At 68.9% G+C, this 19,645-nt stretch carries 21 protein-coding genes and 1 tRNA gene; 11 read left to right on the top strand and 11 right to left on the bottom strand.

Annotated elements, in window-relative coordinates:
* Positions 1 to 112: 112 nt before the first annotated feature.
* Positions 113 to 1,864, top strand: a complete 1,752-nt coding sequence (locus E0H50_RS37465; RefSeq protein WP_131295842.1) for a recombinase family protein — start codon at positions 113 to 115, stop codon at positions 1,862 to 1,864.
* On the opposite strand, the gene E0H50_RS37460 is transcribed toward E0H50_RS37465, so the two are convergent.
* Positions 1,846 to 1,931, bottom strand: a tRNA-Leu gene (locus tag E0H50_RS37460). The two genes, E0H50_RS37465 and E0H50_RS37460, sit on opposite strands and share 19 nt — an antisense overlap.
* Before the next feature lie 153 nt (positions 1,932 to 2,084).
* On the opposite strand from E0H50_RS37460, the gene E0H50_RS37455 reads away from it, so the two are divergent.
* From E0H50_RS37455 to E0H50_RS37430, 6 genes are all read left to right on the top strand, one after another.
* Positions 2,085 to 2,894, top strand: a complete 810-nt coding sequence (locus E0H50_RS37455; protein WP_238151621.1) for a maleylpyruvate isomerase N-terminal domain-containing protein — start codon at positions 2,085 to 2,087, stop codon at positions 2,892 to 2,894.
* A 10-nt stretch (positions 2,895 to 2,904) separates the two neighbouring features.
* Entirely contained in the window at positions 2,905 to 3,393 is a 489-nt protein-coding gene (locus E0H50_RS37450) for a VOC family protein (RefSeq protein ID WP_131295841.1), read from the top strand.
* A gap of 85 nt (positions 3,394 to 3,478) precedes the next feature.
* Entirely contained in the window at positions 3,479 to 4,168 is a 690-nt protein-coding gene (locus tag E0H50_RS43600) for a hypothetical protein (protein ID WP_131295840.1), read from the top strand.
* A 10-nt stretch (positions 4,169 to 4,178) separates the two neighbouring features.
* Complete coding sequence (locus E0H50_RS37440; RefSeq protein ID WP_131295839.1) at positions 4,179 to 4,700, top strand: DUF6529 family protein; 522 nt, start codon at positions 4,179 to 4,181, stop codon at positions 4,698 to 4,700.
* 11 nt (positions 4,701 to 4,711) lie between these two features.
* Positions 4,712 to 5,113: a Rieske (2Fe-2S) protein gene (locus E0H50_RS37435; RefSeq protein ID WP_238151620.1), complete on the top strand. Its 402-nt coding sequence runs from the start codon at positions 4,712 to 4,714 to the stop codon at positions 5,111 to 5,113.
* Between the two features lie 37 nt (positions 5,114 to 5,150).
* Positions 5,151 to 6,476: a M20/M25/M40 family metallo-hydrolase gene (locus E0H50_RS37430; RefSeq protein ID WP_131295837.1), complete on the top strand. Its 1,326-nt coding sequence runs from the start codon at positions 5,151 to 5,153 to the stop codon at positions 6,474 to 6,476.
* A 42-nt stretch (positions 6,477 to 6,518) separates the two neighbouring features.
* Here E0H50_RS37430 and E0H50_RS37425 read toward each other — a convergent pair whose 3' ends face one another.
* From E0H50_RS37425 to E0H50_RS37410, 4 genes are read right to left on the bottom strand one after another with little or no spacing between them, the layout of a single operon-like run.
* A complete protein-coding gene (locus tag E0H50_RS37425) occupies positions 6,519 to 8,957 on the bottom strand; it encodes a glycosyl hydrolase (protein WP_131295836.1) in 2,439 nt (812 codons plus the stop codon).
* A gap of 33 nt (positions 8,958 to 8,990) precedes the next feature.
* Positions 8,991 to 9,632 (bottom strand): lysoplasmalogenase family protein, encoded by a 642-nt coding sequence (locus E0H50_RS37420; RefSeq protein WP_131295835.1) that lies wholly within the window; start codon positions 9,630 to 9,632, stop codon positions 8,991 to 8,993.
* A 59-nt stretch (positions 9,633 to 9,691) separates the two neighbouring features.
* Entirely contained in the window at positions 9,692 to 10,186 is a 495-nt protein-coding gene (locus E0H50_RS37415; protein ID WP_131295834.1) for a hypothetical protein, read from the bottom strand.
* 58 nt (positions 10,187 to 10,244) lie between these two features.
* On the bottom strand, positions 10,245 to 11,105 hold the full coding sequence (locus E0H50_RS37410) for a LysR family transcriptional regulator (protein WP_131295833.1): 861 nt from the start codon (positions 11,103 to 11,105) through the stop codon (positions 10,245 to 10,247).
* Between the two features lie 73 nt (positions 11,106 to 11,178).
* Between E0H50_RS37410 and E0H50_RS37405 the strand changes: the two genes are divergently transcribed.
* The 3 genes from E0H50_RS37405 to E0H50_RS43280 are packed head-to-tail and all read left to right on the top strand — an operon-like array spanning position 11,179 to position 13,973.
* Positions 11,179 to 12,384 (top strand): MFS transporter, encoded by a 1,206-nt coding sequence (locus tag E0H50_RS37405; protein ID WP_131295832.1) that lies wholly within the window; start codon positions 11,179 to 11,181, stop codon positions 12,382 to 12,384.
* Entirely contained in the window at positions 12,344 to 13,084 is a 741-nt protein-coding gene (locus tag E0H50_RS37400) for an N-acetyltransferase (protein ID WP_131295831.1), read from the top strand. The genes E0H50_RS37405 and E0H50_RS37400 overlap by 41 nt, the downstream gene beginning before the upstream one ends.
* 31 nt (positions 13,085 to 13,115) lie before the next feature.
* Positions 13,116 to 13,973: a prolyl oligopeptidase family serine peptidase gene (locus E0H50_RS43280; RefSeq protein ID WP_337590393.1), complete on the top strand. Its 858-nt coding sequence runs from the start codon at positions 13,116 to 13,118 to the stop codon at positions 13,971 to 13,973.
* A gap of 9 nt (positions 13,974 to 13,982) precedes the next feature.
* Here E0H50_RS43280 and E0H50_RS37390 read toward each other — a convergent pair whose 3' ends face one another.
* Positions 13,983 to 14,330 carry a class I SAM-dependent methyltransferase gene (locus E0H50_RS37390; RefSeq protein ID WP_202868506.1) on the bottom strand — a complete coding sequence of 116 codons (348 nt, stop codon included), beginning with the start codon at positions 14,328 to 14,330 and terminating at the stop codon, positions 13,983 to 13,985.
* Between the two features lie 149 nt (positions 14,331 to 14,479).
* Here E0H50_RS37390 and E0H50_RS37385 point away from each other — a divergent pair, with 149 nt between their 5' ends.
* On the top strand, positions 14,480 to 16,114 hold the full coding sequence (locus E0H50_RS37385) for an HNH endonuclease signature motif containing protein (RefSeq protein WP_131295829.1): 1,635 nt from the start codon (positions 14,480 to 14,482) through the stop codon (positions 16,112 to 16,114).
* A 213-nt stretch (positions 16,115 to 16,327) separates the two neighbouring features.
* Here E0H50_RS37385 and E0H50_RS37380 read toward each other — a convergent pair whose 3' ends face one another.
* The 5 genes from E0H50_RS37380 to E0H50_RS37360 form a co-directional block, all read right to left on the bottom strand.
* A complete protein-coding gene (locus E0H50_RS37380) occupies positions 16,328 to 17,146 on the bottom strand; it encodes an ABC transporter permease (protein WP_131295828.1) in 819 nt (272 codons plus the stop codon).
* Positions 17,106 to 17,915 carry an ABC transporter ATP-binding protein gene (locus tag E0H50_RS37375; RefSeq protein WP_131295827.1) on the bottom strand — a complete coding sequence of 270 codons (810 nt, stop codon included), beginning with the start codon at positions 17,913 to 17,915 and terminating at the stop codon, positions 17,106 to 17,108. The genes E0H50_RS37380 and E0H50_RS37375 overlap by 41 nt, the downstream gene beginning before the upstream one ends.
* The gene (locus E0H50_RS37370) at positions 17,912 to 18,379 is read right to left on the bottom strand and encodes a MarR family winged helix-turn-helix transcriptional regulator (RefSeq protein WP_131295826.1); all 468 of its coding nucleotides are present in this window, start codon (positions 18,377 to 18,379) and stop codon (positions 17,912 to 17,914) included. Before E0H50_RS37370 ends, E0H50_RS37375 begins: the two co-directional genes overlap by 4 nt.
* 76 nt (positions 18,380 to 18,455) lie before the next feature.
* Complete coding sequence (locus tag E0H50_RS37365) at positions 18,456 to 18,641, bottom strand: DUF5703 family protein (protein WP_130385444.1); 186 nt, start codon at positions 18,639 to 18,641, stop codon at positions 18,456 to 18,458.
* A gap of 27 nt (positions 18,642 to 18,668) precedes the next feature.
* Positions 18,669 to 19,610, bottom strand: a complete 942-nt coding sequence (locus E0H50_RS37360) for an aldo/keto reductase (RefSeq protein ID WP_131295825.1) — start codon at positions 19,608 to 19,610, stop codon at positions 18,669 to 18,671.
* Positions 19,611 to 19,645 lie beyond the last annotated feature (35 nt).

The raw sequence follows: 19,645 nt of genomic DNA, 5'->3' as shown, positions 1-19,645 counted from the left end.
AGGCTCGGCGACCGAGCGCAGAGAGTGCGCCGCCTGAGCTAAACCCCTCCGCCTCGCGGGTCTTGCTACGTATCATTCAGAAGGCTGCGGCCATGGGGGAGGAGATTGCAGCATGACAGTGACAGACGACTGGAGTGTCCTCGACGATCTGCTCGGGGTCGAGGCTGAGCCGGACATCGTGACTGGCGTCGGAGACCTTGCCTTCTACGGGCGATGCAGCACCGAGGACAACCAAGATCCGGAGACCTCGCTCGGCTGGCAATCCGGCAACGCCAGCAAGCTCGTCGAGCCGCTCGGCGGACGCATCGTCGCGAACTACTTCGACGTTGGCCAGTCGCGGTCCGTGCCGTGGGAGCGCAGGGAGCAAGCTAGTCAGCTCCTCCGCGATCTGCGGAACCCGAACCGCGGTTGGTCCGGCATCGTGCTCGGCGAGGGAACACGTTGCTTCTTCGGCAATCAGTTCTCCCTGACCGCTCCAAAGCTGGCGCACGCGAAGGTCCAGCTCTGGGTGCCCGAGCTCGGCGGTGTGTACGACCCGCTCAATGCCTCACACAAGATGCTGATGTCCGTCCTCGGCGGGATGAGCGAGTCTGAGCGTCAGCATGTTCAGGCTCGGGTGCGTGCGGCGATGGATGCTCAGGTGCTCAGCGAGGGGCGGTTCCAGGGAGGGCGCGCACCGTACGGCTACAAGGTGGTCGACGGCGGCGAGCACCCTAACCCTCGCAAGGCACAGGAGGGTTACCGCCTGCGCATCATGGTGCTCGACGACTTCGCGGCTGCGATCGTCGAGCGCATCTTCGAGCTGTATCTAGCCGGGCTGGGCGATCGTGCCATCGCTCGTCGGCTGAATGCAGACGGCGTGCCCTGCCCGAGTGCACACACCCCGAGACAGAACCGGCATCGCCTCGCTGATGGCTGGCAGTCGAGCACAGTGAAGGCGATTCTCGACAATCCCCGTTACACCGGCTACGCCTTCTTCGGGCGCTGGGAGCGTACGGAGATGCTCCTCGATCCGGAGGACGTGGCAGCCGGCGTCGTCACCCGCTTCAGGCGAGCGGATCAGAGCCGGATCGTGAGATCCCGACGCCCGGCTCACCCCGCGATCGTCAGCGTGGAGACCTTCACTCAGGCAGCGCTACGTCGGCGCTCTCGCGCGGCTGGTGGGCGCCGGGGACAGTCCAAGCTGGAGCGTTCCGGCAGGCCGACGACCAAGGTCTACCCGATGAAGGGTCACCTCCGGTGCACCATCTGCGGACGGAAGTTCGAGTCGGCGCCACGCAAGCATGCGATGTACTACCGCTGCCCGTCTCGAACCCTCGCTCCGGGATCGCCCGCGCTCGCCTCACATCCCCCGACGGTCTATCTACCCGAGTCGGCGGTCATGGAGCCGCTGAACGAGTGGATCGCCCAGGTCTTCTCGCCCGAGTATCGGCAGGAGACGATCGCCCAACTGCTCGATGCGGGCGAGGACACCAGCGCATCGGTCCGGACACAACAGGCCGAGGCGAGAGCGAGCGAGGCCCAGACAAAGATCCGCCGCTACACGGCATCGATCGAGGCTGGCGTGGATCCGACGATTCTGGTCGACGCACTGAATGCGGCACAGGCTGAGCTGTCGGCCGCTCGAGCTGAGCTGGCCAATCTCCCCCAGGTGGTCACGCTCGACGCCGAGGCGATCGCCACGATGGTGGATCAACTCGGGGCCATGGCCGCTGCTCTGAATGCAGCTGAGCCGCAAGACCTCGCCGATCTCTACGAGGCCCTGCGGCTCGACCTGAAGTACGACGCCGAGCAGGATCTCATCGAAGTCACTGCTCGGCCCACACTGCGTGTGAATAGCGCTCGTGTCCGAGGGGGGACTTGAACCCCCACGCCCCGCGAAGGGCACTAGCACCTCAAGCTAGCGCGTCTGCCTATTCCGCCACCCGGACGAGTGGTCTGACCGCCTGCGCGGTGCCGACCGGAGAACAGTAGCAAACTCCAGGGGTGGAATTCACATCGGGCCGCCGGGGTGGTGACGAGGGGGTGTCGGCGGCGTAGTTTGAAATTCAAGGAGTGGCCTCTGAGGTGGAGGTGGGTACGCCGTGGGCGCTTGGAACGGGATGTCGTTCGAGGGCAAGGAGACGATGCTCCGGGTTGTCCGGCAGGAGGCGGAGCTGTTCTTCGGGATGGTCGAGGCCGACGGTGTGTGGGAGGCGCCGACCGGGGCCGGGCACTGGGAGGTGCGGGATGTGGTGGCGCATCTCACCGACACCACCGAGTCGTACTTCGTGGCGTTCGACGCGGCGCGGTCGGACGCGGAGGTACCCCCGGCGTACGGGCTGCCGGGGATGGCCGAGCGGGTCGACCGGCAGGCGCTCGCGCTCCGCGAGGTGCCGCAGGCCGAGTTGATCGACCGGCTCCGGACCGACTTCGACAAGATGATGGGGATGTTCGAGGCGCTCGGGCCGGACGACTGGGCCGGGTTCACCGTGCCGCATTTCTACATGGGCCCGCTGCCGGCGTTCTTCTATCCGGCGTTCCAGTTGATGGACTACGGCGTCCATTCGTGGGACATCCGGCAGGGGACCGGGCGGGCGCACGGGTTGTCGGGCGAGGCCGCTGACCTGCTCGTTCCGTTCATGTTCGTGCTGTGGAAGTACACGACCGGGGCCAAGGATCCGTGTGAGCTCGGGATCCGGATCACCAGCGGCCCGAACGCCGGCGACACCAGGGTGAGCGTCGGTCCGGACGGTATGGACTACGCGGCCGGCGACGTGAGCGATCTGCGGGCGGTGATCGAGTTCGATCCGGGCAGTTTCGTGCTGACGGCGTTCGGCCGGAGCAACGCCGGTACGATCCGGGGCGACCGCGCGGTCGCCGACCGGTACCTGAACCTGTTTTTCCGCATCTGAGGGGGATCGCATGACCGATATCGACCTGTCCACGATCGAGGCGGAGCGTGAGCGGATCAGGGCGGCGTACCTGAAGCCCGGTGGCAGCTCGTCGGCGCGCGGCCTGCATCACACCGCCTTGCTGTGCGCCGACGTCGAGCGGACGGTGCGGTTCTACCAGGGGGTGCTGGGATTCCCGCTGACCGAGATGGTCGGGAACCGGGACTACGAGGGCTCGACGCACTTCTTCTTCGACATCGGGAACGGGAACCTGCTGGCGTTCTTCGACTTCCCGGGCCTCGACCTCGGGCCGTACGCCGAAGTGCTCGGCGGACTGCACCATCTGGCGATCTCGGTGGAGCCGTCCGAGTGGGAGCGACTGAAGCGCAACCTCGACGAGGCGGGGGTCGAGTATCAGGAGGAGAGCGGTACGTCGATCTACTTCCGCGACCTCGACGGCGCCCGGATCGAGCTGATCTCCGATCCGCTGGGCGAGATGTACGGACTCAAAGTGCTCTGAACCGCTGGAGCTCCCCAGCCGTTGACCAGGTACGAACCGAGCGGGATCCTCGTCTCGGGTGAGAGACCAGTCTCGGGGTGGGGCAATGGGACAGCGGAGTCCATGGGTGACGCTGGCGGCGACGGCCGTCGGGCTGGTCGGCTTGCTGGTGGTCAACAGCACGCAGACCGACGCCCCGGCGGCCACTGAAACAGGCGCGACGACCGCGCCCACAACGACACCCGCCACAACACCCGCCACAACACCCGCCACAACACCGGCAACAACCGCACCAACGCCGGCGCCGGAGCAGACGACCGCGACGCCGCCGGCGGCGGCAGACCCAGCGGTGTACATCGGCCGCACCGCCGGCCGCGAGGCCACCCTCGCCATCGCAGTCAACGGCGCCAAGGCCGTCGCCTACATCTGCGACGGCCGCAGAGTAGAGGCCTGGCTCACCGGGACCTTCACCTCAGGTCAGCTGGTACTGCGTTCACGCACAGGCGAACGCCTGACCGGCGTAGCCACCGCGAAAGACGCGTCAGGCGAACTGACCCTGCGCGGTCGCACACTGCGGTTCACCGCGATCGTGACAGGACCACCAGCCGGCCTCTACCGCGCCCGCAACTCGACGTCGACGATCGGCTGGATCGTCCTCCCCGACGGCTCACAGGTAGGCATCGACAACGACGGCACTCCCGCCGCCGCGCCACCGCTGGACCCGGCCACCCGTTCTGCCACCGTCAACGGCGTCGCCGTGAGCGCTCAATCCATCGACGGCGACGAGACCTTCTGAGGTGAAGCAGATGGAGCTACGTAAGCGCGGTGTCGTCGGGGTCCCAGTGATCGCCGGCGCCGCAGCGGCTGTCGCACTGGGCGTGTACGGGCGTTTGCACGACCCCACCGGCGTGGCGATCGACATCGCGGGCTTCTCCAGTTTCCAAGCGGTCAAGAGCTGGCTGACCACGCTGGCCGCCGTACTCGCCCTGCTACAACTGGCCAGCGCAGTCGCGCTCTACCGAGGCCGTCCGCAGCTAGCCCCGGTGCACCGCTGGTCCGGCAGAGCCGCCGTCCTCGTCACACTCCCCGTCGTCGCGCATTGCCTTTACGCGTTGGGCTTCCAGTACGGCGAAACGCGCGTACTCGTCCACTCCCTGCTCGGCTGCTTCTTCTACGGCGCATTCGTTGTGAAGATGCTCGCGCTGACCCGGGCAGGCGCGCCGTCGTGGCTGCTCCCGGTCGCCGGTGGGGCCGTCTTCACCGGCCTGGCCGGGCTGTGGCTCACCTCCGCGCTGTGGTTCTTCACCACGTTCGGTGTCATCCGTTGAAAGGACCAGCTGTGGACGCACCCAGCCGCCGTACCATCCTCACCGGAGCTGCTGCCGGACTGGCGGCTGTCGCCGGCTGCACGAAGTACGGCGAGCCGCAGGCCACGCCTGCTCCGGCGCCGGCGGACACCGTCCTCGGCCCGACCGCGGACATCCCGGTCGGCGGCGGGAAGATCTTCGCCCCGCAGCAGGTCGTGGTCACCCAACCGGTCCAGGGCACGTTCAAGGCGTTCACCTCGATCTGCACCCACCAGAGCTGTCCCGTCGCCAGCGTTGCCGACGGGACGATCAACTGCGACTGCCACGGCAGCAAGTACGCGCTCGAGGACGGCTCCGTGCAGGGCGGCCCGGCGCCACGCCCACTGGCGCCGAAGCAGATCAGTGTCTCCGGCGGCTCGATCACCCTGACCTGAGTCCCCTTCCACAGTCGTGGTGGGGGAGGATGGGGCCATGACGACCTCCAGCGACCGTACGGCGTACACGCCCGATGCCGAAGTAGTGGAGCTCTGCAGCGAGCTGATCCGGATCGACACCACGAACTACGGGAACGGCAAGAGCAACGGGGAGCGGGTCGCGGCCGAGTACGTCGCGGCGAAGCTGGACGAGGTCGGGATCGAGTCGACGATCTACGAGTCGGAGCCGGGGCGGGCGACCCTGGTCGCCCACTGGGACGGCGAGGACCAGAATGCGGACCCGCTGCTCGTGCACGGGCACCTGGACGTCGTCCCGGCGGACCCGAAGGACTGGAAGGTCGACCCGTTCGCGGGTGAGATCTTCGACGGGTGCGTGTGGGGCCGCGGCGCGGTCGACATGAAGGACTTCGACGCGATGGTGCTGTCGGTCGTCCGGGCGCGGCAGCGGGCCGGCGTGAAGCCGCGGCGTCCGGTCCGGCTGGTGTTCACCGCCGACGAGGAAGCCGGCGGCGTGTACGGCGCCCAGTGGCTGATCAACAACCACCCGGACACCGTTGCCGACTGCACCGAAGGGATCGGCGAGGTCGGCGGGTTCTCGATCACGGTCAAGGACGACCTGCGGCTGTACCTGATCGAGACCGCCGAGAAGGGCATGAACTGGATGCGGCTCAAGGCCCGCGGTACGGCGGGACACGGGTCGATGGTGAACACCGACAACGCCGTCACGAACCTGGTCGAGGCGGTCACGCGGATCGGGTCGCACGAGTGGCCGCTGCGGGTCACGCCGACCGTGCGGGAGTTCCTGAAGACGCTGGAGGACGTGCTCGAGGTCGAGCTCGACCCGGACGACATGACCACGACGCTGTCGAAGCTGGGCAGCTTCAGCCGGATGTTCGGCGCCACGATCCGCAACACCGCGAACCCGACGATGCTGAACGCCGGGTACAAGGTGAACGTGATCCCGGGCGACGCCGAGGCGCATGTCGACGGGCGGTTCCTGCCCGGGCACGAGGACGAGTTCTTCGCGACCATCGACGAGCTGCTCGGTGACAAGGTGCAGCGCGAGACCGTCGTTCAGGACATCGCGCTGGAGACCGAGTTCAGCGGTGGGCTGGTCGAGGCGATGAAGGCGTGCCTGGCGGCCGAGGACCCGCAGAGCCGGACCGCGCCGCTGCTGATGTCGGGCGGTACGGACGCCAAGTCGTGGAGCCGGCTGGGGGTGCGGTGCTTCGGGTTCGTCCCGCTGCAGCTGCCGCCGGACCTGGACTTCATGGGCATGTTCCACGGCATCGACGAGCGGGTGCCGACGTCCGCGCTGGAGTTCGGTTCGCGAGTCCTGGACCGGTTCCTCGACGAGGCCTGACGGTCAGGTCCGACGGTCAGGTCCGGCGGTCAGGTCCGGCGGTCAGGTCCGGCGGACGATTCTCGGCACGGTCAGTAGGCCGGAGTTGAGGTAGTCGGCGGCGTGTTCGATGTGCTGCAGGTCGAACCGCCGCCCGTGGAGTGCGGTGGCCTCCGCGGCCGCGTCGAGCAGGTGCTGATCGGCGGAGAGCGCGTTCGCGGCGGTGTTGTGGACGACGATCCGCAGCTCGTTCACGCCCGGTCGTGCGGCGGATGTGAGGTCGACCTGGTACGGCGGCGCCCAGAGCGAACCGCAGTGGGTGTCGTTGAGCCAGATGTCGGCGGCGACGCCCACCGGTGGGGTGACGAGCGCACGGTAGGAGTTGTCCGGGAGGTAGGGCTCGCTGTCGGGTGCGACCGGTTCACCGGGGCCGAAGTCCAGGATCAAGCGGCCGGTGGTGTCGGGGAGTTCGACCTCGACGCGGTACGTCGCCGAGCCGGAGTACGTCGTCAGCTCATCCTCCCAACGATGCGGGACGGTGACCGGGTGACTGTCCTTGCCAAAGGCAACCGACCAGCCAATGTCGAGCGTAATGATCAGTTGGTCCGCCGAAGCAGCCGCTCCAGCTTCGAGCGTGGTGCCTGGGACCAAGACTGCTGACTCGTACGGGTGCAGCGTGATCGTGTCCGTGAGTTCGGCGTCGTCGGCGAGCGCGCTCCAGCGTTCCAGCGGCTCGTCGAAGGTGAGCGTGCGGACCTCGGCGCCGGTGTTGGCGACGAAGTAGAAGTCGCCGTCGTCCAGGCGCCGGTGGACCACACCCACGTCCTGTTGGGGAGACAGCGGCGGTGGCGGGAGGTGGTCGGCAAGGGTGCTGACGTCGGCGATCACCTTCCCGCCGGCCGCGACGACCGCATCCAGCCAGCGCTGCGTCTCCGGCGGCGTGATAGTTCCTTCGGGTACGACGACCAGTGGCGCGTCAGCGGGATCGAGTACATCGAGCGCGTCGTCGTCGATCAGGTCGAAGTCGAGTCCGGCCTCGCGGATCGTCCGCGGAACGCTCTCCGGGATCAGCCGGCGGGCGACGCGGTACAGGTTCAGCGGCTCGGCGTGTCCCGCGCGTACGGCGGCGTACGCGTCGGAGGCCGGGATGTAGATCTTCACGGGCCGAACCGGCGTGCCCTGCTGGAGCAACCAGGAGAGGCGGTGGAGAGAGCGTAAGAGGGCGGTTGCCGACGGCCACCAAGGGTTCCGGTCGTCGAGTGCGCCCGCGGCGTAGAAGACCCACCCGAGCCCGGGCCCGTCGGAGGGTGAATAGGGCCAGCCGTGGCCGATGAGCTGGTTGACGCCGGAGAGGAAGTGCTCGTGGGCCTCGCCCTGGAGGTCCAGGGGCGTGGCCCGGAACGAGGGGGAGTGCACCCACGTCCACACCTCGGCCGAGACGACCGACCGGCCGTAGATGTTCGCCGCCGACGACGCCCAGCGCGTCTCCGGGATGCGCGTCCATCCCCAGCCTTCGCCTTCGAAGATGTCGGCGTGCCGGTAGCTGCTCATCGTCGCCGGCGGCTCGCCGTAGCTCTGGATCCGGAACGGTACGCCGTACCCGGCCGCCCACTGCCGGAACACCTTCAGGAAGTTGTCCTCGTACAGCTCCGACAGCGTCCGCCCGAAGTCGATCCGCAACTGCTGCGATCCTTCGGTGTCCACGACCAGTTCGTAGAGCCGGGGCCGCAGCTCGTACCCGCGGCGTTTCACGAACTCGTCGAAGATCGTCGGCGTCCAGTCCCCGCCGTACACCTCGAGGCTGTCGCAGAACACGGACCCGAGAAGCTCGGGCGTGGCCGCGAGCAGCAGCGGCTCGGCGACCTGCTTGATGTGCTCGTTCGCGGCGGCCGCCGAGTAGTGGTCGAGCGTCAGTCCCTCGGCTCCCGCTGCGGTCCGCTTCACCTGCTGGCCGGTCACGCGGGACGTCGCGATCAGTACCTCGCGCGGCTGGCCACCGGCCGGTACGTGGACGATCCCGTCGCGCGCTGGCACCTCGACGTACGACGACGGCGCGCCGCCCCACCCGTCGCCGACGTACGCCGCGACGAACTCGTCACCGGGCCAGGCGGTCACGATCGGTACGTCGTACGCCGCGGCGCCGATCTCGCGACGGTCCCAGTGCAGCTGCCGTGCCGCGTACTCGGGCCCGACGTGCGGGCCGCCGTACGACCAGCCGCTCCCGAGCGTCACGTCGAACCGCAGCCCGAGCCGTCGCGCCGTCTGCGCCGCGTGCCCGACCAGTTCGAGGAACTCGGGTGATCCGAACGGCGCCGTCACCGGTCCCATCGGGTACACGAACGCGACCTCCGCGCCGCCGAGCCCGGCCGCGGCCATGGCTTCCAGCTCGCGGTCGATTTCGTCTCGGTCGATGGACGGTCCGAACCACCACCAGCGCATCATCGGCCGCCCCTCGGGCGGCGGGTTCCGGAACTGTCGTCGGACGTCGTCGACGGTCGCCATACTCCTCACCCCACAGCGACCGGCGACCCGCGGTCAACGGCGATGGCCGCTACCGGTCAGATCGTCCTGCGGAGTGGTGACACCCGACGTCAGCAGGTACTGACCGACGGCGTACGTCGACATCGTGAGTGCTCCCCGGCCGGGAAAGTCGCGGCCGGCGAGGCGGAGCGCGATGAGCGCGTCGGACACGAGGAAGAGCGCTCCACCGAGGCCGCTGCGCGGGTTGTGCCAGCGGGAGGCGACTGCGGTTGCTGTGAGCAACAGTGCGTAGGCGGCGACGGGGACACGTTGGCTGCCGAGTCCGGGGGAGAGGACGGCGATGAGGGCGGCCCACAAGGCGGCGTACGCCGCGAGCACCCGCCAGGATCGCTGCGCCGGACGGCTCAGGAACACGGCGAGATAGCAGGCGTGCGCGGCTGCGAACGCCGCGATGCCGGCGAGCTGGAGATCGGTCTCGAGAAGGAGGTCACCGGCGGCTGACGCGAGCACTGCGGCTTGGAGAAGCGGTGGCGCGTCCTGCGTTCGCGTCCACTGCCAGAGCAGGGGCATCAACGTCACCTTGCTGGCCTGCTTGAGGATCTTGGCGTCGATGACGATCGCCGCGACCTGGACGACGGTCGCGCCCCAGTACGCCGCCAGTACCCGCCGCCCGCGCGCCAGCTGTCCCAGCCTCATGCGCCCGAGTCTGCACCATCCGACGGCGCGACTCGCCGCTGTTCACGACATGTTCAACGTCAGGTGCTGGTGGTCTTCAGGCGGTGCTGGGTGCTGAGTTTGGTGAGCCAGGCGGCGAAGGCGGGAAGGTCTTCGACGTTGGTCTGGGGGATGTGGAGTTTGCGGCCGCGGGTCGAGGTGATGGTCAGGTAGGGGGCCGCGAGGCCGCCGGGTGTGACGAGTGTGGTGCCCTCGAACTCCGACCACGGGATCGGCCGCCACCAGGCGGAGCGGATGCCGGTGGCGTTGACGGTGACTCGCGGATGGCCGAGGAGGAACAGAACCGCGAGCGCGACACAGGCGGCGAACAGTACGCCGAGCAGCGCCACCCGGACCGTGAACCAGGTACCACGGTCGTCGAGGTCCCGGACCACCGAGAGGATCGGGATGCCGGCCAGCGTGACTACGACGACCAGTCCGCCGAAGGCCAGCGCGCGCCGGACCGCGAAGATCACCCGGCCGGAACGGTGCAACTCCGCGTCCCAGGCGCCGATGTCCTGATTCCCCATCACCATGTGTCGATCCCCTCCGGGCGCGATTGTACGTGTGGCGGCGGGGCCTCTGCCCGGTGGGTCAGGAGAGGTTGAGGGTGGCGCGGAGGCTGGGGAGGTGGGCGATGAGGGGCTTGGGCGGGGTGGGCGTGGTGACGACCGAGAGGGTCAGCCGGTAGTGGAAGGGCGCGGGGGTGAGGTGTTCGCCCGGGCGGAGTTCGGTGGCCAGTGCGCTGCGGGGAACGAGGGCCAGGTGGGAGCTGCGGCGGGCCATCGCGACTGTCGTGCTGAGGGTGATGCCGCGGCGGGGTACGGCGCCTTGGGCGGCGAGCCGGGAGTGGATCTCTTCGGCGCCGCGGTCGTAGGTGGAGAACGCGATCTGGCGATCTTTGAGGGGTCGACGGCCGCGGCCGGGTGGGCGGGCGCCGGGCGGCACGAACAGGACGAGTTCGTCGCGGCCGACGCGGCGGGCGACGGTGCCGCGGGGGAGGGTCATCTGGTCGGCGATCGCGATGAAGGCGGCGTCCATGGTGCCCTCGGCGACGCGTTCGACCAGGAAGTGGCCGTGGTCGACCTGCTGCTCGACCTCCAGGTCGGCAAGGTCGGCGTCGAGGACCGGGAACAGGATCGGTGCGAGGCTGGCGAACGTACCGATCACGAGCCGCTGCGTGACAGCGGCCGCGCGCGTGGCGTCGTACACCTCCTCGAGGTGGCCGAGGATGTGGTCGGCGCGGCGGCTGAGCTCGGCACCGGCCGGGGTGGGGCGGGCGCCGCGGGTGTCGCGCTCGAACAGCTTGGTCCCGCAGAGGCGTTCGAGCCGGGCGAGGCGTTGGGACGCCGAGGGCTGGGAGATGCGGAGTTCGCGGGCCGCGGTGCCGACGGCGCCGGTCCGGGTGACGGCCTGGACCAGCCGCAGGTCCTCGACCGATGGTAATGAACTCATAGGTTGAGCCTATGGCAAGCGCACAAACCGTACTGCCTACCTGGGCCCGTGGTAAACGCCAAGAATTCAAGGTGTGAAGGCGAGATCCGAAGCGTTGGCGCTGCTGGCGGGAAGCGGTACGGCGGACTTCGCGTTCCGGATCTCGCAGGTCGCGCTGCCGCTGGTGATCCTCCGGGAAACGGGATCGGTCGCGGCCACCGGACTCGTTGCCGGTGCGGCCGGCGTGCCCGTACTGCTGTCGCCGTGGTGGGCTCGAAGGGCGCGACAGTGGGTGGATTCGGGACCGCGACTCGCGATCGTCGCGCTGGTGTCCGCGATCGCGCTGGCGTCGGTACCGGCGGCGGCCGGGCTGGGGATCTTGTCTCCGGAGCTGCTGATCATGAGCGGCCTCCTGCTCGGGTGCGGCGACGCACTGTCGAATCCGGGACGGTCGGCGTTGCTTGCCGACACCGGCGACCGATGGGGTGACGGTCGGGCGGTACAGCTGCTGACCTGGCAGGACGGACTACGACGGGTCGGGATGCTGCTCGGCCCGACCGTGGGTGCGATCGCGGTGTCGACAGGGTTGACGAACGGTCTGCTGTGGGTCGAGGCCGCGACAGTGGCCGGCGCCGGGTTGCTGGCCTGCAGCGTGCGGGCCGAGCGCGCCCCCGACGGAGTGGTGACGCCGTCGATCCGCGCGAGTCTGCGCGGGCGGCCCGAGGTTGCGTATGGGTGGGTGGTCCGGGGAACGGGATGCGTTACCTGGTTCGCGTTCACGCTGGGGCTGTCGGTCCTGGGCGAGGAGCGTGGTCATCCGGGTGTCTATCTCGCCGCGGGCATGACCGGGTACGGCGTGGGGTCGCTCGTGGGGACTGCGGTGTCGTTGGCAGTGGTACGGCGTACTCGGCCGGTGGTGACCGCTTCGATGGCGTGGGCCTGGAGTGGGCTGTGCTGGGTCGGAATGGGGGTTTGGACGACACCGCCCGTGGTCGCCGTGATGGGTGCGTTGTCGGGGGTGACCGTGGTGATCGGGATCGCGGCGATCTCCGTTCTCATCACCCGGTCGTCGGCCGGGGCCGAGCGGCGCGCGCTGCTCTCCGGACAGAGCGTCGTCGTGAACGCCGGGAGCGCGGCCGGGATGCTCGCCGGCGGACCGATCATCGGCGCGCTCGGAGCCGAGAGCGCGCTGATCGGTTCGGGCCTGCTCACCGCGAGCGTCGCCGTACTGGTCCTGATTCGGTGCCAGACTGCGGTTCATGGACGAGATCGTGATCACGACGTTGGCCGAGCGGCCTGAGTACCTGGAGCGGATGTACGAGTTCGCCGACGCGTGGCCGGCGTTCATGCACAACGACCCGATCGGGAACGCGTTCATGGGTCAGGTCCCGGTGCACTTCCCGGACCAGTGCGTGGTCGCGACCGAGCACGGCGAACTGGTCGCGCACGGCCGGAGCATCCCGTTCGTGTTCCCGGACGAGCACCGCACCGCGCTGCCGTCCGGCGGCTGGGATCGCGTGCTGCACTGGGGTTTCCACGATCTCCGCAACGACCGTACGCCGAACGTCTCGAGCGCCCTGGAGATCCTGATCCGGCCGTCGCACCTCGGCCGCGGCCTCTCCCACGACATGCTCGCCGCGATGCGTCAGGCCGTGAAGGCGAAGGGCCACTCGGTCCTCTACGCTCCGGTCCGCCCGAACGGCAAGACCGACGTCCACCAGCCGATGACCGAGTACATCGAGCTTCTACGGGCGGACGGTCTGCCGGAGGATCCGTGGTTGCGTGTCCATGTCAAAGCAGGCGGCAAGATCGTCGAGGTCGCGCCGCGGTCGATGGTGATCGCGGGGACGCTGGACGAGTGGCGCGAGTGGACGGGTCTCCCGTTCGACACGAGTGGCGATGTCGTCGTACCCAAGGCACTGGTCCCCGTCCACGTGGACGTCGCACACAACCACGCTGTCTACGTAGAACCTAACGTCTGGGTCCGCCACGACCTCTGACGCGCTTGTTGCTCTGGATCTGCCTGTCGTCGTGGGGGAGTGTTCGACTCGTCTTCGGTGGGCGAGGAGGTTGCGGGCGGTGGGCGCAGTACGACGGACGCCGGATCTCACCCAGATCCTCGATATCTGTTATGCGAGGCCTGGTGGGGTTGAGCTCTGCCTGGATGCGGTTGGGCCGTCGCCGTTGCCCGCTGGCCCGGTGGCGACTGTTGTGCGGATCGACGGGTGTCCTGGTTGGGGGCCCGGTGATCGGTCGGCGGCGTTGGCGCCGTTTGCGAACCCGGCGCTTGCTCGGGCCGGCTTTCTGACAGTGGCGATCTCTGTTCGGGACAGTGGGCAGGCGGTGTTTCCTGCGCAGTTGGATGACGTTGAGGCAGCCTTGAGGTGGTTACGTCGGAACCCGCTCGGTCTACCGATTGATCCTTCCTGTGTTGGGATTTGGGGGCAGTCCGCTGGTGGGCACTTGGCCGCGTTGGCTGGTCTCGCTGAGGGCTCGGCGGTTCGGGCTGTGGTGACGATCAGCGGTCCGTCGGATCTCGTGCGAGGTGGTGGTGCGATGTCGATCGATCGGCCGTCGCCGGTGACGGCGCTGGTCGGCGGGCACCTGGAGCGGTTGGGCGCGGCGAGTCCGGTCGCCCACGTGAGGGCCGATGCACCGCCCTTCCTGATCGTGCATGGCACCCGCGACGAGACCGTCCCGTACGAGCAGGCTGAACGCCTCCATCGTGCGCTCTGCGTGGCAGGGTCCGACAGTCGCCTGCTTCCGATCGTCGGCGGCCATCACAACCTCCGCCGGGACCCGCAGGCGCCGTACGAGGGTCAGGTCTGGCACCGGGTCGCGAACGAGGCCGTCCGCTTCTTCCAGCGGCATCTGTTCGGCGTTGGTTGAACGCCGGGGTCAGCGGCGGCGGGCCCAGAACAGGGTGTGGCCGCCGGAGCCTTCGGGGACGAAGTGTTCGGACTCGATGGTGAAGCCGGCCTGGGTGATCCACGTGCGGTTGGTAGCCGCGTCGGCGTGACTCCACCACATGGGCGTGCCGCCGTCGAGCCAGTTGTCGTCGGTGCCGGTCCATTCGCTGTGGCCCGTCGTACAGAGGAACCATCCGGCCGAGCGGAGCCAGGTCGCGATGTTGTGGAGCAGTCGCTGCTGCTCGTCCAAGGGCAGGTGGATCAGCGTGTAGAGGGAGACCGCGGCGTCGAAGGACTCGGATGCGAAGCCCAGGCTCATCGCGTCGACGCCGGTCACCTCGTCGTACCGGATCGACAGCGCGTCGTACCCACGGCGTACCAGCGGTTGCTAACGGCAACTGTCAAATCTGTGGATAACTGAATTCCCTTGAAAATAAGGGCGTCTGGGTTTGAGAACTGTCGGTGGGGGTGTCTACAGTTGTGGGTATGGAACTTCTGGGTGAGCGTCCGGTGTGGTCGATGAGCGGCGGCGAGTTGCTGTCCGAGCTCGACGTACTGGACGCTGAGATCGCCCAGCTGGAGACCCGTCGTCTGCACGTCGTCGGGCGCATTGACGAGACCGGTTATGCCCAGGAGCTCGGTGCCCGCGACGCGGTCGAGTTGCTGGCGGTGCGCCACCGTCGCGATCGTGCGGACGTATCGCGCGAGGTGCGGCTGGCTCGAGCGCTGCCGAAGTACGGCGCGGTGTCGGATGGTCTGGTGGGTGGGGCCTCCGCCGGTGAGGTCCGGGTGCTGCGAGTGGCGCAGGCTGCGGCGATCGTGGCCGCGCTGGAGCGGGTTCGGGCCCGGGTCCCGGTGGAGGATCTCGATGTGGCCGAGGAGCAGTTGGTGTCCTTGGCGGATCACTTGCCGCCGGCTGACTTGCGCAAAGCGGCGAAGGAGATCAGTGACCTGCTGGACGCCGACGGCCCCGAGCCGGACGAGAAGCAGGCCTATGAACGCGAGTCGTTGACCCTGATGAACGCTGAGAACGGCGTGAAGTTCATCGGCTATCTGGCCAACGAGAACGCGGAACTCCTGCGTTCCCTGACGTTCGAGGGTGCCCGTCCCCACAAGACAGTGGACGGTGAACTAGACCCCCGCCCGCGCGACAAGCGCCAGGCCGACGCACTCACCACCGCACTGACCATCGCAGCCGCCGCCACCGACGCGGGCTTCACCTCCTCGGCACGGTCCGGTGAGTCTGTGGAGCGTGAGTCCGCGGCTGGTGATCCTGTGGTTGAGGCTGCGGGGGGATGGGTGCCTGGGTTCGGGGCGAAGGCGAACATCACCGTCACCATCGACCTGGAAGACCTGAAGCGCGCCACCGCGGACGCGACCGATGACTTGGTGTCTGCTCGCGTGACCGGTGACCTGGTGTATGGCGACGCGCTGTCAGCGGCCGCGATCCGGCGGCTCGCCTGTGACGCGAAGGTCATCCCGCTGGTGCTCGGATCGAACTCGGCGCCCTTGGACGTCGGCCGATCCGTGCGACTGGTCACCCGCGCGATGCGCCGTGCTCTGAACGCCCGCGACAAGGGCTGCGTCGTCTGCGGAGCTCCACCGGTCATGTGCGACGCGCACCACCTCCAGTCCTGGATCGACGGCGGCGCCACAGCGATCCACAACCTCGCCCTGCTCTGCCGCCGCCACCACCGCGCCCTGCACGACGGCCACTGGACCATCACCATCACAAACGGCAAGGTCCACGTCTCCCGCCCCACATGGGCCGACCCACCACCCCTCAACACCGCTCAGGCAACCCCAGCCACGAGCCCTCTACCCCCCAGCCCACCAACCCCCGCGCCGATGTCGCCTGCCACACCACCCGGGTGCCCGCCACCGAACGAGGCACCGCCCCGTCCGGACGCGGATCCCGGGCCTCCACCGGGTGCGGACGTCCGGCCTCCACCGGACGGGGTTGACGCGCTGCCACCACCGGGTGCCGATGATGCGGTGGCTTCAGCGGATGCGGCCTCGCGGTGGCGCGCTGACACGCGCGCGCTCGAGGAAGCGGCCCGGTTCGCCGTCTGGGGAGCTTCCGAAGATCCTGAAGCCCGCACCACGCCACTCGTCGTCTAGCAGGCGTACGCCCGCTGGAGCCGGCAGCGTGCCACCGCTGCACCAAGTGCGTTAGCCGCACGCGCCCGCCGGAGCCAGTCTCATGTACCCGCGCTGGCCGGAGCGCGCCTCTTCTGCCTGGGCCCGTTGGAGCCCGCGTCGTGCACCTGCGTTTGTTGGAGCCGGCGGGGGGGCGAAGTAAGTGCTCGCGGCTCTGGGGTCGGCTGGGGCGGTCTAGCGGGCGAGGCGGCCCATTAGGGCGGCGGCTGCGCAGATGCCGGCGATGGCGGCGACGATGAGGACCGTGAAGTCGAGTAGGTAGTTGGTGGGGTGGCCGATGAGGAGGCCTCGGAGGGCGCTGACCTCGTAGGTGAGGGGATTGGCGTGGGAGAGGGCTCGGAGCCAGGTGGGCATGATGTCGACTGGGTAGAGGGCGTTCGACGCGAAGAAGAGCGGCATAGTGATCGCTTGGCCGATGCCCATCAGGCGGTCGCGGCGGAGGACCAGGCCGGCGATGGTCATCGAGAGGCAGGAGAAGAAGGCGGCTCCGAGGACGACGACCGCGAGTACGGCGAGCAGCTTGAGCGGATTCCACGTGAGGCTGACGCCGAGCAGCGCCGCGACGATGAGTACGACGATCGCCTGGGAGATCGTCCGGACGCCGGCCGCGAACGCCTTCCCGGCGACCAGAGCGGAACGCGGGGACGGCGTCACCAGCAGCTTCGTGAGGATCCCGGCATCACGTTCCCAGATGATCTGGATGCCGTAGAAGATCGCCACGAACAGCGCCGACTGCGCGATGATCCCAGGCGCGAGATAGTCGAGGTACGGTACGTCGCCGGTCGGGATCGCCCGGATCCGGCTGAACGTCTGGCCGAAGATCACCAGCCAGAGCACCGGCTGGATCGCCCGCGTGATCAGCTCGGTCCGGTCGTGCCGGAGCTTCTGGAGCTCGATGAGGCAGAACGTCCCGATCCGGGAGAACAGCCGCAGTACGGCGCGCGGTCGCGAATCAACCCATGCGCTGGGCGGTGCGGCGGGTGCCACGGACATCGCGCAGGCCTCCCTTCGCCTGACCTTCGAGGCTCTCGCCCGTGTGGTGCCGGAACACGTCCTCGAGGCTCGCGTCGGGCGCGAGCTCGGCCTTCAACGAGTTCGGCGTACCGATCGCGCGCAGCCGGCCCAGGTGCATCAGCGCCACCCGGTCGCAGAGCAGGTCGGCCTCTTCCATGTAGTGCGTGGTCAGCAGCACGGTCATCCCGTACCGCTCCTGCATGTCCTGCACCCGCGCCCACACCGAGTCCCGCGCCACCGGGTCGAGGCCGACGGTCGGCTCGTCGAGTACGAGTAGCGCGGGCCGGTTGACCAGTGCCTGCGCGAGTTCGAGCCGCCGTACCATGCCGCCGGAGTACGTCGACGCGAGCCGGTCGGCGGCGTCGGTGAGGTCGACGATCTCCAGTACCTCGGCGACTCGCGCGGCCCGTTCGCGGCGCGGTACGTCGAAGAGCCGCGCGAACCAGGACACGTTCTCTCGTCCCGAGAGCGCTCCCTCGATGGACAGCTGTTGCGGGACGTACCCGAGCAGGCGCCGTACCGACATCGCCGCGGTGCGGACGTCGAGGCCGAAGACGCGGACCGAGCCGGACTGGGGTGGGTAGAGCGTGTTCAGCACGCGCAGCGTCGTCGTCTTGCCGGCGCCATTGGGGCCGAGGAGACCGAAGCACTCGCCGGGGGACACGGTCAGGTCGAGATCGTCGACGGCGAGATGATCGCCGAACCGGTGACTCAGCCCCGTGACCTCCACCGCAGGTTCCACAGTCATACGCGCTCCCGTTCTTGCTCGAAGGGGTGCAAGCGTTCGGTCAGGCCGGCGAGAACGGGCAGCGCCGCTCGCAGCGCCGCACGGTCGTCCGCCGTCAGGTCGTCGAGCGCCCGGGTGACCAGGGCCGTACGGCGATCGCGCCAGGCCTCGACCTGTTCGCGGGCCGGCTCCGTGAGGGTCAGCCGGGCGACCCGGCGATCGGACGCGTCGGGAGTGCGCTGGAGCAGACCGCGCTCGGTGAGCTGGCCGACGAGGGTCGACACGGTGTTCGCGACCAGGCCGAGCTCAGCCGCGGCCTCGGCGACCGAGATGCCCGGGTTGCGGCGGACCGTCCGGACCAGCTCGGCCTGGGAGTCGGTAAGGGCGGAGAGCGGGAACGGCCGCCCGACGGATCGGCGCAGGTGCCGCCGCACCAGTCCGATGGCCGCCAGCAGCTCCTCGGCGAGAACCTCGGTCACAGCCATCAGAATACCTCTGTTGCAGAGATATTGCGCCGGGAGAGAGGCCCAGAACTTCTGGGCCGCTGATGTCAGGCCAGGATCAGAGGGTCCGCATCACGCGGATGATGCGGCGCCGCAACCACACGCGGCGGGATCCGTCGGGATAGCGACGCAGACGGGCCAGTTCCCACCCGCCGTACTCCGCGTGTTCGGTGAGCAGTTTGCGCACCGCACCGCGGGACTCCGTCCTGGACACCTCGAACTGCTGCAGTTCGTACTCGGCCATCCACACCTCCAACTACAGCTACAACCCTCAGGAAACATCCTCCAGTGCCGCCGCGATGGCGGGCGGCAATGTGAGCTCCTCCACACCCAGTACCGACTTCAGTTGCAGTGCCGTCCTGGCCCCGACGATGGCCGCCGACACTCCCGGCCGGTCCCGCACCCAGGTCAGCGCGACCTCGAGCGGGGTCCAGCCGAGCCCGTCGGCGGCTCGTGCGACCGCTTCCACGATGCCCGAAGCCCGCGCGTCGAGGTAGGGGTCGACGAATCTCGACAGATGCTGAGACGCCGCGCGGGAGTCCGCCGGGATCCCTGTGCGGTACTTCCCGGTCAGCACGCCACGGCCCAGCGGGGACCACGCCAGGACCCCGATCCCGAGGCCGGCGGCCGCCCGCAGCGCGTCCAGCTCGGCGTCCCGGGCGAGCAGTGAGTACTCGACCTGGTTGGCGACCGGGACCGCGCGGCCCGGCCACGCCTGCTGCCAGGTGACCGCGCGGGCCGCCTTCCAGCCGGCGTAGTTCGAGACGCCGACGTACCGCACCTTGCCGGAGCTGACGGCGTGGTCGAGCGCGGACAGCGTCTCCTCCAGCGGCACGTCGTCGGACCAGGTGTGCAGCTGCCAGAGGTCGATGTGGTCGACGTTCATCCGGCGCAGCGAGCCCTCGAGATCGCGGAGCAGCGCGCCGCGGGATGTGTCGGTGATCCGTTCGCCGCGGCGGACGCTGAACCCGGCCTTGGTCGCGATCACCAGGTCGTCACGGTCCACCACGTCGCCGATCAGCGACCCGATCAGCTGCTCGCTGTCACCGTCGCCGTACGCCGCGGCGGTGTCGATGAGCGTGCCGCCGGCGGACACGAACGCGGCGAGCTGCTCGCGGGCCTCGTGCTCGTCGGTGTCCCGCCCCCACGACATCGTGCCCAGCCCGAGTCGGCTCACCGCCAGTCCACTGTGACCGAGATAGCGCTGCTGCATGCACCGAGCCTATTGCGGCCCACCGACAACGGCTC

The organism is Kribbella sindirgiensis (assembly GCF_004331435.1).
Taxonomy (GTDB): Bacteria; Actinomycetota; Actinomycetes; order Propionibacteriales; family Kribbellaceae; genus Kribbella; species Kribbella sindirgiensis.
The sequence above is the reverse complement of the archived record's forward strand: the minus strand, read 5'-3'. Positions and strand labels throughout refer to the sequence as shown.

Coding starts and splice junctions, on each gene's coding strand:
- E0H50_RS37370 (WP_131295826.1), bottom strand. CDS start 18,379: ATGGCTGTGACCGAGGTTCTCGCCGAGGAGCTGCTGGCGGCCATCGGA.
- E0H50_RS43600 (WP_131295840.1), top strand. CDS start 3,479: ATGGGACAGCGGAGTCCATGGGTGACGCTGGCGGCGACGGCCGTCGGG.
- E0H50_RS37450 (WP_131295841.1), top strand. CDS start 2,905: ATGACCGATATCGACCTGTCCACGATCGAGGCGGAGCGTGAGCGGATC.
- E0H50_RS37400 (WP_131295831.1), top strand. CDS start 12,344: ATGGACGAGATCGTGATCACGACGTTGGCCGAGCGGCCTGAGTACCTG.
- E0H50_RS37360 (WP_131295825.1), bottom strand. CDS start 19,610: ATGCAGCAGCGCTATCTCGGTCACAGTGGACTGGCGGTGAGCCGACTC.
- E0H50_RS37440 (WP_131295839.1), top strand. CDS start 4,179: ATGGAGCTACGTAAGCGCGGTGTCGTCGGGGTCCCAGTGATCGCCGGC.
- E0H50_RS37465 (WP_131295842.1), top strand. CDS start 113: ATGACAGTGACAGACGACTGGAGTGTCCTCGACGATCTGCTCGGGGTC.
- E0H50_RS37365 (WP_130385444.1), bottom strand. CDS start 18,641: ATGGCCGAGTACGAACTGCAGCAGTTCGAGGTGTCCAGGACGGAGTCC.
- E0H50_RS37375 (WP_131295827.1), bottom strand. CDS start 17,915: ATGACTGTGGAACCTGCGGTGGAGGTCACGGGGCTGAGTCACCGGTTC.
- E0H50_RS37420 (WP_131295835.1), bottom strand. CDS start 9,632: ATGAGGCTGGGACAGCTGGCGCGCGGGCGGCGGGTACTGGCGGCGTAC.
- E0H50_RS37380 (WP_131295828.1), bottom strand. CDS start 17,146: ATGTCCGTGGCACCCGCCGCACCGCCCAGCGCATGGGTTGATTCGCGA.
- E0H50_RS37425 (WP_131295836.1), bottom strand. CDS start 8,957: ATGGCGACCGTCGACGACGTCCGACGACAGTTCCGGAACCCGCCGCCC.
- E0H50_RS37430 (WP_131295837.1), top strand. CDS start 5,151: ATGACGACCTCCAGCGACCGTACGGCGTACACGCCCGATGCCGAAGTA.
- E0H50_RS37410 (WP_131295833.1), bottom strand. CDS start 11,105: ATGAGTTCATTACCATCGGTCGAGGACCTGCGGCTGGTCCAGGCCGTC.
- E0H50_RS37385 (WP_131295829.1), top strand. CDS start 14,480: ATGGAACTTCTGGGTGAGCGTCCGGTGTGGTCGATGAGCGGCGGCGAG.
- E0H50_RS37415 (WP_131295834.1), bottom strand. CDS start 10,186: ATGGTGATGGGGAATCAGGACATCGGCGCCTGGGACGCGGAGTTGCAC.